Source organism: Pseudomonas sp. 1D4 (genome assembly GCF_001728925.1).
Lineage (GTDB): Bacteria > Pseudomonadota > Gammaproteobacteria > Pseudomonadales > Pseudomonadaceae > Metapseudomonas > Metapseudomonas otitidis.
This window is the reverse complement of the sequence record NZ_LXJQ01000017.1, coordinates 60,635-76,759: the sequence shown is the minus strand read 5'-3', so window position 1 is coordinate 76,759 and position 16,125 is coordinate 60,635. Positions and strand designations below refer to the sequence as shown.

The window sequence follows — 16,125 nt, the reverse complement described above, 5'->3', positions numbered from 1 at the left end:
GACGGCCACGGGGCCACCGGAGGTGCGTAGCTTAGCCGTTTGCCGGGTGCAGGTGGAGTCTCGTCGGAGGGGGGAAACATGATGAAAAAATGGCGGCCGTGGCATCGGCCAATCGGGGTAGAATGCGCGCCCATCTTTCGGAGGCCCCCATGACCCTGCTCAAGTTCAGCGATGTTTCCCTTGCCTATGGCGCCATGCCGTTGCTGGACAAGGTGTCGTGGCAGATCGCCCGGGGCGAGCGGGTCTGCGTGATCGGCCGCAACGGCACCGGCAAGTCCAGCATGCTGCGTCTGGTGAAGGGCGAGCAGCACGCGGATGACGGCGAGATCTGGCGGGCCCCGGCACTGAAGATCGGCGAACTGCCCCAGGAACTGCCCCGTGCCGACGAGCGCACGGTATTCGACGTGGTGGCCGAGGGGCTGGCTGGCGTCGGCGAGCTGCTGGCCCAGTACCACCACCTGAGCCAGAACATCCGCGACGAGCACGACCTGGAACGCCTGACCCATGTCCAGCAGGAACTGGAGGCGAAGGACGGCTGGCGCCTGCAGCAGTTGGTGGACAGCACCCTGAGCCGCCTGCAGTTGCCGGCGGACAAGACCCTGGCGGAGCTCTCCGGTGGCTGGCGCCGCCGCGTGCTGCTGGCCCAGGCGCTGGTATCCGAGCCCGACCTGCTGCTGCTGGACGAGCCCACCAACCACCTGGACATCGGTGCCATCGCCTGGCTGGAAGAGGCCCTGTCGGGCTTCGGCGGCGCGGTGCTGTTCATCACCCACGACCGTTCCTTCCTGCAGAACCTGGCGACTCGCATCCTCGAACTGGATCGCGGCAACCTGATCGACTGGAACGGCGACTACGCCAGCTTCCTGGTGCACAAAGAGCAGCAGCTGGCGGCGGAAGAGACCGCCAATGCGCTGTTCGACAAGCGTCTGGCCCAGGAAGAGGTGTGGATCCGCCAGGGCATCAAGGCCCGGCGGACCCGTAACGAGGGCCGTGTGCGTGCGCTGAAGGCGATGCGCATGGAGCGTGCCGAACGCCGTGAGCGCCAGGGGCGTGCAACTTTCCAGTTGGAGACGGCAGACAAGTCCGGCAAGCAGGTGATCGTGGTGGAGAACGTGGGCTTCGCCCACCCGGGCGGCGAGTTGCTGATCCGTGACTTCTCCATGGTGCTGCAGCGTGGCGACCGCATCGGCCTGCTGGGCGCCAACGGCACCGGCAAGACCACGCTGCTCAAGCTGCTGCTGGGTGACCTGCAGCCGACCCAGGGCAGCATCGAGGTCGGCACCAAGCTGGAAGTGGCCTACTTCGATCAACTGCGCCATGCGCTGGAGCCGGAGAAAACGGTGATCGACAACCTCGCCGAAGGACGCGAGTTCATTACCGTGGGCGGACAGAGCCGCCATGTCCTCAGCTACCTCGGCGATTTCCTCTTCAGTCCGCAGCGCGCACGTACGCCGGTCAAGGCATTGTCCGGCGGCGAGCGTGCGCGCTTGTTGCTGGCCAAGCTGTTCAGCAAGCCGGCCAACCTGCTGGTGCTGGATGAACCGACCAACGACCTGGATGTGGAAACCCTGGAGCTGCTGGAAGAGGTGCTGCTGGAGTTCCCGGGGACCGTGCTGATGGTCAGCCACGACCGTGCCTTCCTCGACAACGTGGTCACCAGCACCCTGGTGTTCGAGGGTGAGGGCCGGGTGCGCGAGTACGTCGGTGGCTATCAGGACTGGCTGCGCCAGGGGGGCTCACCACGCCTGCTGGGCGTGGGCGAGGGACGCAGTGCCAAGGCCGAACCGCCGGCCGTCGCCGAGGCGTCTGCGCAGGCGACCGAGAAGCCGGCCGGCGAGGCGCCGAAGAAGAAACTCAGCTACAAATTGCAACGTGAGCTCGAAGCCCTTCCTGGGCAGATCGAGGCCCTGGAGGCCGAGATGGAGGCCGTCCAGCAGGAGATTTCCGACCCGGCGTTCTACCAGCGCCCCGCGGAGCAGACCCGCGCGGTACTGGAGCGTTTCGAGCAGCAACAGCAGGAACTGGATCGCCTGCTGGAGCGCTGGGCCGAACTGGAAGATTGATGTCTGTTTGAGTCGGAGAGCCCATGGCTGTCGAGTACCGCATCACGCTGGACGACGAGCACGAGTTCAGCTATCGCATTGAGCTGGACCGGGAATACGACCACGAGCGCGCGGCGACGGCGCCGAAGTGGACGCGCCTGGATTTCAACCAGTGCAGCAATTGCCCGCTCTCACGCGATCGTTTCAGCCATTGCCCGGCGGCCGTCGACCTGCACCGGGTGATCGAGGACTTTCATGGACTGCCAGCCTTCAAGAAGGCTGTGTTCATGGTGCGCACGCCGGAGCGCGAGTACACCAAGCACGTCGGTCTGGAGGAGGGCTTGCGGGCGCTGCTGGGGGTGATCATGGCCACCAGTGCCTGCCCGGTCCTGGGGCGTCTCAAGCCGATGGCCCAGCAGCACCTGCCGTTCGCCAGCAATCAGGAGTTCATCCTGCGCGCGGTGTCGCTCTACCTGGCGCGGCAGTACTTCAATCTGCGCGAAGGGCGGCATGCCGATTGGGAGCTGAAGGGGCTGGTGAGGCTGTTCCAGCAATTGCAGTTGGTGAACCAGGCGTTCTGGCAGCGCATCCATGACGTGTGCGAAGGGGATTCGAACCTCAAGGCTTTCCTGACCTTCTTTTCCATGGCGTCCAGCATGACGTACTCGCTGGAAACGCAGCTACAGAAGATCCGTCCTCTGGTGATGAGTGCCGACGAAGGCTTCATGTAAGCCTTCGTCGGCAACGGCGCTATTTCCCTGACTTGTTGAGACGCACCGCGAGCACGTCGCAAGGCGCACCGTGGAGAACGTCGTTGGCAGTGGAACCCAGCAGCAGTGCCAGGCCGTGGCGGCCATGGCTGCCGACCACGATCAGGTCGCAATCTTGTTCTTCGGCCAGGCGGTGGATCTCCTGGCGGGGCTGGCCATAGGCCAGGTGGCGTTGCTCGGCGCTGATTTCGGGATAGAGGCCGGCAAAGCCATCGAGGCGCTCGCGAGCCTGTTCGAACTGCTGCTGCTGCAGCATGGAGAGGTCCATGGGGACGTCGCCGCCAAAGGCCATGGCCATGGGCTCGACGATGTGCACCAGGGACAGCCGGGCCTGGGAGGCTTGAGCCAGGGCCTGCGCGCGGCGCACGACGGGGTGGCATTCGTCGGTGAGGTCGATGGCGACCAGGATGTGCTGGTAGGGCATGGGGTGACTCCTCCTTACAGGTTGCACCTGGCATGAAGTATGGCCGCCATGGGGGCGCGCCGGCATGATTTTCATCATGGGAATGCAGTTATGACCCTGTGGTTGGTGGTGTTTCTTCTGCTCGCTGTGCTCAGTCCGCTGGTCTGGCTGCTGCCTTCCAAGGGGCAGCGCGGGCGCATGGACCTGCGCATGCAGGCCCGTCGAATGGGATTGGCGATGCAATTGGCACGGCAGGAGTGGCCGCACTGGCTGTCGGTCGAGCCGCCGCCCTCCTGTGCGCAATTCCACCGCGCTCGCCGCCGTGGTGCCGAGGGTACATGGATTTATTGGCAGGTTGCGCCGGGGCAGTGGGTCAATCAGTGGCGTGAGCCGTTGGAGGACCCGGCGTTGCTTGGGTGCTTTGCCGGGTTGCCTGCCGATGTCTACAAGATCGAGACCACGCCGCAGATGGTGGCGCTGTACTGGGGCGAGCGAGGTACGCCGGAGGATCTCCAGCGCATTGCCGAGGTGCTGCGCGCCATCGACTGACGCACAGCGGGGCGGGCGGCTCAGAGCTGGGCCGTGGCGTACTGGGCGGATACGCCCTCTAGGCCTTCGATGATGCTGTCCGAGTACTTGTTGATCAGGAAAGGCACGCTGTTCTCGTTGTAGTTCTGCAACGAACGCTCTATGTAGCGCCATTTGGTACCGATGCTGGTCAGCGCCTGGCTGATCTGCGGGGTATTCCGGGGTTGCTGTGCCAGTGCCGTGAGCTGGCCGGCGAAGTCCTTGGCCAGTTCGTCGATGGCCTTACCCTCTCCACCGCCGAAGAAGGATGCCCCTACGGACGCACTGCGCGAGGCGTAGTCGACGGCGATGGTCTGCATCAGCAGGCTCTGCTGGCGGCTTTGCTGGGTCAGTGGCGGTACGGCGAAGTTGCTTTCCTGCTGGATGCGGTCATAAAGCTCGCCGGCCAATTCGATCAGTTTCTGGTTGCGTGCCGTCATGTCGGCGACTGGCTGCAGGTCGGTGAAGCCTTGTGTGCGCAGGGCGGTCACCAGGCCGCCGAGTTCATTGGCGTAATCCTTCCATTGCTGCTGCAACTGGACGTGCAGGGCCTTCGAGGCATCGCCCTGGATGTCCTTGAGCTCCTTCAGGCGCGCATCGGCTTCCTGCATGGACTCGTCGATCATCCGTGCGTAGCGCTGGTCGCCTTCCATGCCGTTGTACATGTAGAAGTCGCCCAGGCTCTTCAGTGCGGCAAGGCGCATCTGGTGGAGTTTGAGGAGGGTGTTGCCGGGGTCGGCCGCCTGGCTGGTGGGAACCAGGCAGAAGAAGGAAAGGAGGGTGCCTAGCAGTACGGCAAGCGTGCGGCTCGTCATGGTGCTACTCCGTGTGCCCTGGGGGCGTGTTTGTTGTTTTTATTCGACCTGTCCCGGTCGTGCCACGGGACTCTACTCTTCATCGCTGGCCTTTGGCTAGCGTGCTCTGCCAGCTGCCCACGCGGCCTTCCATCGACTTTCTGATGCAATGACATAAGCTCCGTGCATAGTGTTTCCGGCAGCCTGCCGCATCGCTTCAAGCGCCGGTTGCAGAGCGGTTTTGGCGTGGCCGGGCGGTCACGAAGCGCAATTGACAACGGAGGACTTTTCCGTGAATGTGTGCGCACCCAAATCAAACGGGCGTATGAATTGAGCGTTTGCCTGGTGGGCACGCTCCAATGACCACTACCCGATATCGCGTCGGTGGGTGTGCCGGACCGAATCGGACTTGACCCTGGGCTCAGCCCAGGGCCGGTTCGCCGGTTGGCTCCGATGTGTACTGTTCAGCTTCCATACCGTGGAGATCAGTTGATGATTTACGAAGGTAAAGCCATCACGGTTAAGGCTCTTGAGGGCGGCATCGTCGAACTGCAGTTCGATCTCAAGGGTGAGTCCGTCAACAAGTTCAACCGTCTTACCCTGAACGAACTGCGCCAGGCCGTCGACGCCATCAAGGCAGACGCTTCGGTCAAGGGCGTCATCGTCACCAGCGGCAAGGACGTGTTCATCGTCGGCGCTGACATCACCGAGTTCGTCGATAACTTCAAGCTGCCCGACGAAGAGCTGGTGGCCGGCAACCTCGAAGCCAACAAGATCTTCAGTGATTTCGAAGACCTGGCCGTGCCTACCGTCGTTGCCATCAACGGCATCGCCCTGGGTGGCGGCCTGGAGATGTGCCTCTCTGCCGACTACCGCGTGATGAGCGAAACCGCCAAGATCGGCCTGCCTGAAGTAAAGCTGGGCATCTACCCGGGCTTCGGCGGTACCGTGCGCCTGCCGCGCCTGATCGGTGTGGACAACGCCATCGAGTGGATCGCCTCCGGCAAGGAGAACAAGGCCGCCGACGCCCTGAAAGTGGGTGCCGTTGACGCCGTGGTCGCCCCGGCCAAGCTGAAGGAAGGTGCCCTGGACCTGGTCAAGCGCGCCATTGCCGGCGAGCTGGACTACAAGGCCAAGCGGCAGCCCAAGCTGGAAAAGATCAAGCTGAACGCCATCGAGCAGATGATGGCCTTCGAGACTGCCAAGGGCTTCGTGGCTGGCCAGGCTGGCCCGAACTACCCGGCGCCGGTCGAAGCGATCAAGACCATCCAGAAAGCTGCCAACTTCGGCCGTGACAAGGCGCTGGAAGTCGAGGCTGCCGGCTTCGTCAAGCTGGCCAAGACTTCCGTTGCCGAGAGCCTGATCGGTCTGTTCCTGAACGACCAGGAACTGAAGAAGAAGGCCAAGAAGTACGACGAGATCGCTCAGGACGTTAAGCTGGCCGCCGTACTCGGCGCCGGCATCATGGGTGGCGGCATCGCCTACCAGTCCGCTTCCAAGGGCACTCCGATCCTGATGAAGGATATCCGCGAAGAGGGTATCCAGATGGGCCTGAACGAGGCGTCCAAGCTGCTCGGCAAGCGCGTCGAGAAAGGCCGCATGACCCCGGCCAAGATGGCCGAGGCGCTGAACGCCATCCGTCCGACCATGTCCTACGGCGACTTCGCCCACGTCGACATCGTGGTAGAGGCCGTGGTCGAGAACCCGAAGGTCAAGCACGCCGTGCTGGCCGAGGTGGAAGGCCATGTGAAGGACAACGCGATCATCGCGTCCAACACCTCCACCATCTCCATCAGCTACCTGGCCCAGGCCCTGAAGCGCCCCGAGAACTTCGTCGGTATGCACTTCTTCAACCCGGTGCACATGATGCCGCTGGTTGAGGTCATCCGCGGCGAGAAGTCCAGCGAAGTGGCTGTGGCCACCACCGTTGCCTACGCCAAGAAGATGGGTAAGAACCCCATCGTGGTGAACGACTGCCCCGGCTTCCTGGTGAACCGCGTGCTGTTCCCGTACTTCGGTGGCTTCGCCAAGCTGCTCGAGTTCGGCGTGGACTTCGTCCGCATCGACAAGATCATGGAAAAGTTCGGCTGGCCCATGGGCCCGGCCTACCTGTCCGACGTGGTCGGTATCGACACTGGCCACCACGGCCGTGACGTGATGGCCGAAGGCTTCCCGGACCGCATGGCGGTCGAGGGCAAGACCGCCGTCGACGTGATGTACGAAGCCAACCGCCTGGGCCAGAAGAACGGCAAGGGCTTCTACGCCTACGAAATGGACAAGCGCGGCAAGCCGAAGAAGGTCCAGGACCCCGAGGCCTACGAGATCCTCAAGCCGATCATCAAGGAACAGCGCGAGCTGACCGATGAGGACATCATCAACTTCATGATGATCCCGCTGTGCCTGGAAACCGTTCGCTGCCTGGAAGACGGCATTGTCGAAACCGCAGCCGAGGCCGACATGGGCCTGATCTATGGTATCGGCTTCCCCCCCTTCCGTGGTGGTGCGCTGCGTTACATCGATTCCATCGGTGTAGCCGAGTTCGTCGCCCTGGCCGACAAGTACGTCGATCTGGGCGCCCTGTACCACCCGACCGCCAAGCTTCGTGAGATGGCCGCCAAGGGCCAGAAGTTTTTCGGTTAATCGCGCAGCGAACAGAGCGAGAGAAGAAATATGAGCCTGAATCCGAGAGACGCGGTCATTGTCGACTTCGGCCGCACCCCGATGGGTCGTTCCAAGGGCGGGATGCATCGCAACACCCGTGCCGAGACCATGTCGGCCCACCTGATCAGCAAGCTGCTGGAGCGCAACCCCAAGGTTGACCCGGCTGAAGTGGAAGATGTGATCTGGGGCTGCGTGAACCAGACCCTGGAACAGGGCTGGAACATCGCGCGCATGGCGTCGCTGATGACCCAGATTCCCCACACCAGCGCTGGCCAGACCGTCAGCCGCCTGTGTGGTTCCTCCATGAGCGCCCTGCACACCGCCGTGCAGGCCATCCAGTCCGGCAATGGTGATGTGTTCGTCATCGGCGGCGTGGAGCACATGGGCCACGTCGGCATGATGCATGGCGTCGACCCGAACCCGCACCTGTCCCTGTACGCCGCCAAGGCGTCCGGGATGATGGGCCTGACCGCCGAGATGCTGGGCAAGATGCACGGCATCACCCGCGAGGCCCAGGACCAGTTCGGCGTGCGCTCCCACCAGCTGGCCCACAAGGCCACTGTGGAAGGCAAGTTCAAGGACGAGATCATCCCGATGGAAGGCTATGACGAGAATGGCTTCCTGAAGGTGTTCGACTTCGACGAAACCATCCGTCCGGAAACCACCCTCGAAGGCCTGGCGTCCCTGAAGCCGGCGTTCAACCCGAAGGGCGGTACCGTGACTGCCGGTACGTCGTCGCAGATCACCGACGGTGCGTCCTGCATGATCGTGATGAGCGCCCAGCGCGCCAAGGACCTGGGCATCGAGCCCATGGCCGTGGTTCGTGCCATGGCGGTCGCGGGCGTCGACCCGGCGATCATGGGCTACGGCCCGGTGCCGTCCACCCAGAAAGCGCTCAAGCGTGCCGGCCTGACCATGGCTGACATCGATTTCATCGAGCTCAACGAAGCCTTCGCTGCCCAGGCCCTGCCCGTGCTGAAGGACCTGAAAGTGCTCGACAAGATGGAAGAGAAGGTCAACCTGCACGGCGGCGCCATCGCCCTGGGTCACCCGTTCGGCTGCTCCGGTGCGCGTATCTCCGGCACCCTGCTGAACGTGATGAAGCAGAACGACGGCAAGCTGGGCGTGGCCACCATGTGCGTGGGTCTCGGCCAGGGCATCACCACCATCTTCGAGCGCGTCTGAGCCTGAAGCTGGACAAGACCGGGGCCTCGTGCCCCGGTTTTCGTTTCCGCCAATTTCTCGCCAAGGCTGGCCATATCCCCTCGGAGTGGGCACCATGCGCACCTTGGCAAGCCGTCGACCGAGCACTGAGGGGAACATGAGCGTACAACCGGGACTCTATCGCCACTACAAGGGGCAGCAGTACCGCGTGATCGGAACCGCTCGGCACTCGGAGAGCGAAGAGGAGCTGGTGGTGTACCAGGCGCTCTACGGCGAGCATGGGCTCTGGGTGCGTCCGCTGGAGATGTTCACCGGCACGGTGACGGTGGAAGGCGAACAGATCGCGCGCTTCTCTCTTGTGACTGCCGAGTCGGATCCCTATCCGCGCCGCTGAGTCGTCTCGCCGGCCCCGGCGAACTTGACCTTGTCTCCTTCGCCACTATATATAGCGGTGCCGCCTGGGGCGGCTCCCGCCTTTGTTTATCTATCTCTCGAATTCAGGAACTTTCCGATCCATGGGCAAATCGCTGGTCATCGTGGAATCCCCGGCCAAGGCCAAGACCATCAACAAGTACCTGGGCAACCAGTACGTGGTGAAGTCGAGCATCGGCCACATCCGTGACCTGCCCACCAGCGGTTCGGCAAGTGCCACCAAGGAGCCGGTCAAGCGCGGCAAGGCTGCAGCAGCCGAAGTGCCGGCTCTCTCGCCGAAGGAGAAGGCCAAGCGCCAACTGTTCGCGCGCATGGGAGTGGACCCCGAGCACGGCTGGAAGGCCAAGTACGAGATCCTGCCCGGCAAGGAAAAGGTGATCGACGAACTGCGCCGCCTGGCCAAGGATGCCGACACCATCTACCTCGCAACCGACTTGGACCGCGAAGGGGAGGCCATCGCCTGGCACCTGCGGGAATCCATTGGCGGTGACGACAGCCGCTACAAGCGCGTGGTGTTCAACGAGATCACCAAGAAGGCCATCCAGGAGGCCTTCTCCCAGCCCGGCGAGCTGGACATCAACCGTGTCAACGCCCAGCAGGCTCGTCGCTTCCTCGACCGCGTGGTGGGCTACATGGTCTCGCCGCTGCTGTGGCAGAAGATCGCCCGTGGCCTGTCCGCCGGTCGTGTGCAGTCGGTGGCGGTGAAGCTGGTGGTGGAGCGTGAGCGTGAGATTCGCGCCTTCGTCCCCGAGGAATACTGGGAGGTCCATGCCGACCTGGGCACTGCCAAGGGTGCCAATGTGCGCTTCGAGGTGGCCAAGGAAAACGGCGCGGCCTTCAAACCGCTGAACGAGGCCCAGGCCATGGCCGCGCTGGAGAAGCTCAAAGTCTCCAGCTACAGCGTGCAGAGGCGTGAGGACAAGCCGACTTCCAGCCGTCCCTCTGCGCCGTTCATCACATCCACCCTGCAGCAGGCTGCGAGCAATCGCCTGGGCTTCGGGGTGAAGAAGACCATGATGATGGCCCAGCGTCTCTACGAGGCGGGCTACATCACCTATATGCGTACCGACTCGACCAACCTCTCGGCCGACGCCATCACCATGGTGCGTGGCTTCATAGAGGGCGAGTTCGGTGACAAGTACCTCCCGGTCAAACCGAACTTCTATTCGAGCAAGGAAGGCGCCCAGGAGGCTCACGAGGCCATTCGCCCGTCCGACGTCAACCTCAAGCCGACTCAGCTGTCCGGCATGGAGCGTGATGCCGAGCGCCTGTACGACCTGATCTGGCGCCAGTTCGTGGCATGCCAGATGCCGCCCGCTGAGTACCTGTCCACCAGCGTCAGCGTGGCGGCGGGCAACTTCGAGCTGCGTGCCAAGGGCCGCATCCTCAAGTTCGACGGCTATACCCGCGTGCTGCCGCAGCAGAGCAAGCCGGGCGAGGACGACGTACTGCCCGACATGAAGGAAGGCGAGGCGCTCAAGCTGATCAAGCTCGACCCCAGCCAGCACTTCACCAAGCCGCCGGCGCGCTTCTCCGAGGCCAGCCTGGTCAAGGAGCTGGAAAAGCGAGGCATTGGCCGTCCTTCCACCTACGCGGCGATCATCTCCACCATCCAGGAGCGTGGCTACGTGACGGTGCATAACCGTCGCTTCTACTCCGAGAAGATGGGCGACATCGTCACTGAGCGCCTCAACGAGAGCTTCGCCAACCTGATGGATTACGGTTTCACCGCAGGCATGGAGGAGAACCTGGACGACGTCGCCCAAGGCGAGCGCGACTGGAAGAACCTGCTGGACGAGTTCTACGGTGATTTCCGCAAGAAGCTGGAACTGGCCGAAGGCAGCGACAGTGGCATGCGTGCCAACCAGCCGACCCTTACCGACATTCCGTGCCGTGAGTGCGGTCGCCCGATGATGATCCGTACGGCTTCCACCGGCGTCTTCCTGGGATGCTCGGGCTATGCGCTGCCGCCAAAGGAGCGCTGCAAGGCTACGGTCAACCTCGTGCCGGGCGACGAGATCGCGGCGGACGATGAGGGTGAGTCCGAATCCCGCGTGCTGCGTGGCAAGCACCGCTGCCCGATCTGTTCCACGGCGATGGATGCTTACCTACTGGATGAAAGCCGCAAGCTGCACATCTGTGGCAACAACCCGGATTGCTCGGGCTACGAGATCGAGCAGGGCCAGTACCGCATCAAGGGCTACGAAGGCCCGAGCCTTGAGTGTGACAAGTGCGGCAGCGAGATGCAGTTGAAGACCGGCCGTTTCGGCAAGTTCTTCGGTTGCACCAACTCCAGCTGCAAGAACACCCGCAAGTTGCTCAAGAACGGTGAGGCGGCGCCGCCGAAGATCGACCCGATCAAGATGCCGGAGCTCAAGTGCGAGAAGGTGGACGACACCTATGTGCTGCGTGACGGTGCCTCGGGCCTCTTCCTGGCCGCCAGCCAGTTCCCGAAGAATCGCGAGACCCGCGCGCCGCTGGTACTGGAATTGATTCCGCACAAGGACGAACTCGATCCGAAGTACCACTTCCTGCTCAGTGCGCCGGTAAAAGACCCGGAAGGCCGCCCGGCTGTCATCCGCTTCAGCCGCAAGACCAAGGAGCAGTACGTGCAGTCGGAGGTGGACGGCAAACCGACCGGCTGGCGTGCGTTCTTCGACGGCGGCAAGTGGAAGGTCGAAGACAAGCGTTGAGTCCCGCTGCGCGCATGGCTCTCATGCGCGCATACTGGCAAGGCCGGACCCCAATGTCCGGCCTTCTTCGTTTCGGCCCTGTGCCGATTGCATATCCGGAGTCCATGCCATGGCCCATGAGCCCTATACCCGCACCAATCAGAAGCTTTTCTTCGCCGGGCTTTGCCTTGAGAGTTGGCGCAAGGCGGAGGAGGGACGTGCGATGAATGCGCAAGCCCAGGTTCAGGCGGAGCGGGAGGCTGCGCTTTTCCACCTTCACGGTGCCTTGCTGGGGCTATGCCACGAGATCACCCACTACTACCGGATGCCGAACCCGGGGGCTCCGGATGTGGCGGCAATCCTGAGTTCAGAGGTGCTGTCTGCCTCTCCCAGCCCGGAGCTGGCTGAGCTGGTAGAGCTGTTCCAGCAGCCCGAGAGCTGGTTGGGTTCTCTGAATTGCACCTATCAAGCGCTCTTCCTTCCCCCTCAGGCGCCCACCAAGGCAAAGGTGGACCCGACGCTTCCCTTGATCGAGGCGGTTACGCTCGATGAGGAAGAGGCAATCCTCTCCCGTGAGGAGTTGGAGTCATGGCGTCAGCAGCTCAAGGCGCTGGTGCTTCGCTATCGGGAAAGTCTCTCAGAATGCTGAGTGACAGAAGGGGTAGGGCGCCAAGCCGACCGGCTGTTACAATGCGCGGTCTTTAGTGGAGAGATGAAGCGATGACAACGTCCTTCCTGGAAATAGTCGAATTGCCCGACGGGCGCATTATTCTGCGCCGTGCAGAGGACGAGGAAGCGCTGGTGACGCTGGACTTCTCCGCTGATGCCAAGGCATTCCTCCAAGGGCACCACCTGGAAGTGGCCAAGGCCATGCTCAACGTAGGGGTGCAGATGGCCGGTCGGCTCGCCGAAGGCGAGATGGATCATGATGACCAGCCCCGCGTTTTGCACTGATCAACGGTTATCCTCCTCGCCGATCATTGCCATTTGATTAAGCAGCGCCCTGGCTATCCGAGGTGGATGTTCAGGCTCTGTGCGTTGCCTTCCCGCGCGGCCTTGATGAGCGCGCCCTTGCCCCGTGGGTTGAGCGAAAGCCAGCTGATGACGGTGTGGCTGCGTCCCAGTCTGAGAGCTTCGCATGCCAATTCCAGAGCGTCCTTGCCGCCTCGCGGTTCGAGCAGGAGGATACGCTCACGGTTGAGTCCCGCATCCCGTAGCCAGGCTTGGTTAAGGGTGGCGGGCGCACCTATGAGAGTGAGCCAGCGGGCGTCCTGTTCTTCGCTTAGCTCCCTCAGTATCGGCGCCAGCAGGTGGCGGCAATGAAGTGGGCTGCCTCGCAGTGAGAGTTCGCTGAAAGCCTCGCTTTCCGTTTCTATGGGAGCCTCTGGCTCCAGCAGGTCATGGAGTGGTGTTGCGACGATGGCGTCGTGGAAGAGGGGGAGTTGGGTGCGGCCGATCGGTTGCGAGACCTGCATGACGCCTCCTGTTAGCGGCGAATGACGCCGACGCTCAAGCCTTCGATCACCAGTTCCTGCTCATGCAGGTCGACTTCGATCGGTTTGAATTCGGGGTTTTCGGCGATCAGCCAGACCTTGTCGCCTTCGCGCTTGAAGCGCTTGACCGTCACCTCGTCGCCAAGCCGCGCTACTACCACTTGGCCGTTGCGGGCCTCGCGAGTGGAGTGGACGGCCAGGAGATCGCCATCGAATATTCCGATGTCCTTCATGCTCATACCGCGAACGCGCAGCAAATAGTCGGCCTTAGGGTGGAAGAAGTCGGGGTTGATGCGGCAGGATTCCTCGATGTTCTGCTGGGCGAGGATGGGCGCACCTGCTGCGACTCGGCCAATCACGGGAAGTCCACCTTCCTCGGCTGCCGGCTCGAATCCGGGGATGCGGATGCCGCGGGAGGCGCCCGGGGTCATCTCGATGGCGCCCTTGCGTGCCAGGGCCTTGAGGTGTTCCTCAGCGGCGTTGGGCGACTTGAAGCCGAGTTCCTGGGCAATTTCCGCCCGGGTCGGCGGATAACCGTTGTCTTCCAGGCAGCGTTTGATGAACGCGAGGATTTCGGCTTGGCGGGGCGTCAGTTTCAGCATGTCGGGCTCTGTCTTTTTATACAGTGACTGGTGTTTTATACAGTTCATCGGGTGGGCCTACAAGTATTTTCTGAAGTCCCGCTCTGCCATTCGGCGGCGTATCAGGTGGGGTTTCACCCCGGCTGCGTAAGATGTCTTTCGGCGTGACCCATGCGTCAGAAGATGGTGGGTGCGACTTGACAAAGGCAGGGGTTGAAACGTATGTTTCAAACAAGTGTTTGTCAGGTGAGGGAACCATGGCTCAGTCGGAAACCGTCGAACGCATCCTGGATGCAGCGGAACAGCTGTTCGCGGAGAAAGGCTTCGCCGAAACCTCCTTGCGCCTGATCACCAGCAAGGCTGGGGTCAACCTGGCGGCGGTGAATTATCACTTCGGCTCGAAGAAGGCCCTGATCCAGGCGGTCTTCTCGCGCTTCCTCGGGCCGTTCTGCCAGAGCCTCGAGCGTGAGCTCGACAAACGCCAGGGCAAGTCGGAAGTACCGCCCTCGCTGGAGGAGCTGCTGGTCATGCTTGTTGATCAGGCGCTGGCGGTTAAGCCTCGCAGTGGCAATGACCTTTCCATATTCATGCGCTTGCTCGGGCTCGCCTTCAGCCAGAGCCAGGGCCACCTGCGCAAGTACCTCGAAGAGGTGTACGGCAAGGTGTTCCGTCGCTACATGTTGTTGGTCAACGAGTCGGCGCCTCGGTTGCCACCCCTTGAGATCTTCTGGCGTGTCCATTTCATGCTGGGGGCTGCGGCGTTCAGCATGTCCGGCATCAAGGCGCTGCGGGCCATGGCCGAGAACGACTTCGGTGTGAACACCTCCATCGAGCAGGTCATGCGCCTGATGGTCCCGTTCCTCGCGGCGGGCATGCGCGCCGAAACGGGCCTGGCCGACGAGGCCCTGTCCAAGGCCGTACTAAAGCCCAGGGCAAAGCCCGCTCCCGCATCCGGCAAGGCCTGACGCCGGTGGGCGAGGGCGGCGGGATCAGCTAAGCTAGCCGCCCATGTCCGACCTCGATCTACTCCATATCTCCATTGCTGATCAGCGCCTCTACGGCTTCGCTGCTGGACGCCTGCTGATCCGTTACCCCGTTTCGACGGCCCTCAATGGTCCCGGTGAACTCAGTGGCTCCAACTGCACACCCCGTGGTCTCCACGAAGTGCGGGCCAGGATTGGTGCCGATCTTCCGCTGAATGCCGTTTTGCGCGGACGTCGCTGGACTGGCGAGGTCTGGTCTGAGGTGTTGCACGAGCAGTTCCCCGGGCGTGACTGGATCCTCTCTCGCATCCTCTGGCTGAGTGGCCGGGAGCCCGGCTTCAATCGCCTGGGCAAGGTCGACAGCATGCGCCGCTACATCTATATCCACGGCACGCCGGATACCGAGCCCATGGGCGTTCCGCGCTCCCACGGTTGCGTCCGCATGCGCAACGCCGACCTGCTGGAACTCTTTCCCCGCGTACCCGTCCACTGTGCGGTGCGCATCGACGAAGCGCCCAAGCCCGAGTGGGCGGCGCTCAACCCCTGACAAGGAACCCCATGCAAGGCTCCCTGATGCTGGACATCGGCGGCACCTGGCTGACTGCCGAAGACCGCCACATCCTGCGCCAGCCCGAAGTGGCTGGCCTGATCCTGTTCGCGCGCAATATCGAGGACCCACGCCAGGTGCGTGATCTGTGCGCCGCGATCCGCGTCGTGCGCCCCGACCTCATCCTCGCTGTCGATCAGGAGGGCGGCCGGGTGCAGCGCCTGCGCCGCGGCTTCGTGCGCCTGCCGGCGATGCGTGCCCTGGCCGATACGCCGAACGCCGAAGCGCTGGCTGAGCAATGCGGTTGGCTGATGGCGACCGAAGTGCTGGCCGCCGGCCTGGATATCAGTTTCGCCCCGGTGCTGGACCTGGATCACCAGCGCAGCGCCGTGGTGGGCAGTCGCGCCTTCGAGGGCGATCCTCGGCGCGCCACTGATCTGGCCGGCGCCTTCATCAAGGGGTTGCGTGCTGCCGGCATGGCGGCCACCGGCAAGCACTTCCCCGGTCACGGCTGGGCGGAGGCCGACTCCCACGTCGCGATCCCTTCGGATGAGCGCAGCCTGGAGCAGATTCGCGCCGCAGACCTGGTGCCCTTCACTCGTCTGGCGTCCGAGCTGGACGGCATGATGCCCGCCCACGTCATCTACCCCCAGGTCGATGCCCAGCCCGCCGGCTTCTCGCGTCGCTGGCTGCAGGACATCCTGCGCGGCGAGCTGAAGTTCACCGGGGTGATCTTCAGTGACGACCTCTCAATGGCCGGCGCCCATGTAGTTGGGGATGCGGCCGAGCGCATCGAGGCTGCCCTCAGTGCAGGGTGTGATATGGGGCTGGTGTGCAACGACCGCGCCGCTGCCGAACTGGCCCTGTCGCGCCTGCAGCATCTTGGTGTTACCCCCTCCCCGCAACTGGCCCGCATGCGCCGTCGTGCCTTCCCAGGCACCGAATACTGTCAAGACCCGCGCTGGCAAGCCGCTGTGGCTGCCCTGCGCGAAGCCCAGCTGATCGATTGAAGGAAG

The 16,125-nt window shown here is 63.1% G+C and carries 16 protein-coding genes; 12 read left to right on the top strand and 4 right to left on the bottom strand.

The annotated features are described in order from the left end of the window. Positions 1 to 149 precede the first annotated feature (149 nt). Entirely contained in the window at positions 150 to 2,063 is a 1,914-nt protein-coding gene (locus A7D27_RS11245) for an ATP-binding cassette domain-containing protein (protein WP_069561726.1), read from the top strand. Between the two features lie 23 nt (positions 2,064 to 2,086). Then, positions 2,087 to 2,773 carry a hypothetical protein gene (locus tag A7D27_RS11240; RefSeq protein ID WP_069561725.1) on the top strand — a complete coding sequence of 229 codons (687 nt, stop codon included), beginning with the start codon at positions 2,087 to 2,089 and terminating at the stop codon, positions 2,771 to 2,773. 19 nt (positions 2,774 to 2,792) lie between these two features. On the opposite strand, the gene A7D27_RS11235 is transcribed toward A7D27_RS11240, so the two are convergent. Then, positions 2,793 to 3,236 carry a universal stress protein gene (locus A7D27_RS11235; RefSeq protein ID WP_069561724.1) on the bottom strand — a complete coding sequence of 148 codons (444 nt, stop codon included), beginning with the start codon at positions 3,234 to 3,236 and terminating at the stop codon, positions 2,793 to 2,795. 90 nt (positions 3,237 to 3,326) lie between these two features. Between A7D27_RS11235 and A7D27_RS11230 the strand changes: the two genes are divergently transcribed. Next, positions 3,327 to 3,764, top strand: a complete 438-nt coding sequence (locus tag A7D27_RS11230; protein ID WP_069561723.1) for a hypothetical protein — start codon at positions 3,327 to 3,329, stop codon at positions 3,762 to 3,764. Positions 3,765 to 3,784: 20 nt separating this feature from the next. Here the strand turns inward: A7D27_RS11230 and A7D27_RS11225 are convergent, their stop codons facing one another. Continuing rightward, positions 3,785 to 4,597, bottom strand: a complete 813-nt coding sequence (locus A7D27_RS11225) for a hypothetical protein (protein ID WP_069561722.1) — start codon at positions 4,595 to 4,597, stop codon at positions 3,785 to 3,787. A 471-nt stretch (positions 4,598 to 5,068) separates the two neighbouring features. Between A7D27_RS11225 and fadB the strand changes: the two genes are divergently transcribed. The 6 genes from fadB (at position 5,069) to A7D27_RS11195 (ending at position 12,459) form a co-directional block, all read left to right on the top strand. Continuing rightward, positions 5,069 to 7,216 carry a fatty acid oxidation complex subunit alpha FadB gene (gene fadB, locus A7D27_RS11220; RefSeq protein WP_069564918.1) on the top strand — a complete coding sequence of 716 codons (2,148 nt, stop codon included), beginning with the start codon at positions 5,069 to 5,071 and terminating at the stop codon, positions 7,214 to 7,216. A gap of 30 nt (positions 7,217 to 7,246) precedes the next feature. Beyond that, on the top strand, positions 7,247 to 8,422 hold the full coding sequence (gene fadA / locus A7D27_RS11215) for an acetyl-CoA C-acyltransferase FadA (RefSeq protein ID WP_069561720.1): 1,176 nt from the start codon (positions 7,247 to 7,249) through the stop codon (positions 8,420 to 8,422). 136 nt (positions 8,423 to 8,558) lie between these two features. After that, positions 8,559 to 8,795, top strand: a complete 237-nt coding sequence (locus A7D27_RS11210; RefSeq protein ID WP_044405062.1) for a DUF1653 domain-containing protein — start codon at positions 8,559 to 8,561, stop codon at positions 8,793 to 8,795. 121 nt (positions 8,796 to 8,916) lie between these two features. Further along, entirely contained in the window at positions 8,917 to 11,526 is a 2,610-nt protein-coding gene (topA, locus tag A7D27_RS11205) for a type I DNA topoisomerase (RefSeq protein ID WP_069564917.1), read from the top strand. Positions 11,527 to 11,635: 109 nt separating this feature from the next. Then, complete coding sequence (locus A7D27_RS11200; protein WP_069564916.1) at positions 11,636 to 12,154, top strand: DUF6586 family protein; 519 nt, start codon at positions 11,636 to 11,638, stop codon at positions 12,152 to 12,154. Between the two features lie 71 nt (positions 12,155 to 12,225). Beyond that, on the top strand, positions 12,226 to 12,459 hold the full coding sequence (locus A7D27_RS11195) for a hypothetical protein (protein ID WP_044405053.1): 234 nt from the start codon (positions 12,226 to 12,228) through the stop codon (positions 12,457 to 12,459). A 53-nt stretch (positions 12,460 to 12,512) separates the two neighbouring features. On the opposite strand, the gene sulA is transcribed toward A7D27_RS11195, so the two are convergent. Together sulA and lexA are read right to left on the bottom strand one after the other, a co-directional pair. Continuing rightward, positions 12,513 to 12,980, bottom strand: a complete 468-nt coding sequence (sulA, locus tag A7D27_RS11190; RefSeq protein ID WP_069561717.1) for an SOS-induced cell division inhibitor SulA — start codon at positions 12,978 to 12,980, stop codon at positions 12,513 to 12,515. Between the two features lie 11 nt (positions 12,981 to 12,991). After that, positions 12,992 to 13,600 carry a transcriptional repressor LexA gene (gene lexA / locus A7D27_RS11185; protein WP_069561716.1) on the bottom strand — a complete coding sequence of 203 codons (609 nt, stop codon included), beginning with the start codon at positions 13,598 to 13,600 and terminating at the stop codon, positions 12,992 to 12,994. Positions 13,601 to 13,836: 236 nt separating this feature from the next. Between lexA and A7D27_RS11180 the strand changes: the two genes are divergently transcribed. The 3 genes from A7D27_RS11180 to nagZ are packed head-to-tail and all read left to right on the top strand — an operon-like array spanning position 13,837 to position 16,119. Continuing rightward, positions 13,837 to 14,544: a TetR/AcrR family transcriptional regulator gene (locus A7D27_RS11180; RefSeq protein WP_069564915.1), complete on the top strand. Its 708-nt coding sequence runs from the start codon at positions 13,837 to 13,839 to the stop codon at positions 14,542 to 14,544. Between the two features lie 43 nt (positions 14,545 to 14,587). Continuing rightward, positions 14,588 to 15,109: a L,D-transpeptidase gene (locus A7D27_RS11175; protein WP_069564914.1), complete on the top strand. Its 522-nt coding sequence runs from the start codon at positions 14,588 to 14,590 to the stop codon at positions 15,107 to 15,109. 11 nt (positions 15,110 to 15,120) lie between these two features. Next, on the top strand, positions 15,121 to 16,119 hold the full coding sequence (nagZ, locus tag A7D27_RS11170; RefSeq protein WP_069564913.1) for a beta-N-acetylhexosaminidase: 999 nt from the start codon (positions 15,121 to 15,123) through the stop codon (positions 16,117 to 16,119). Positions 16,120 to 16,125 lie beyond the last annotated feature (6 nt).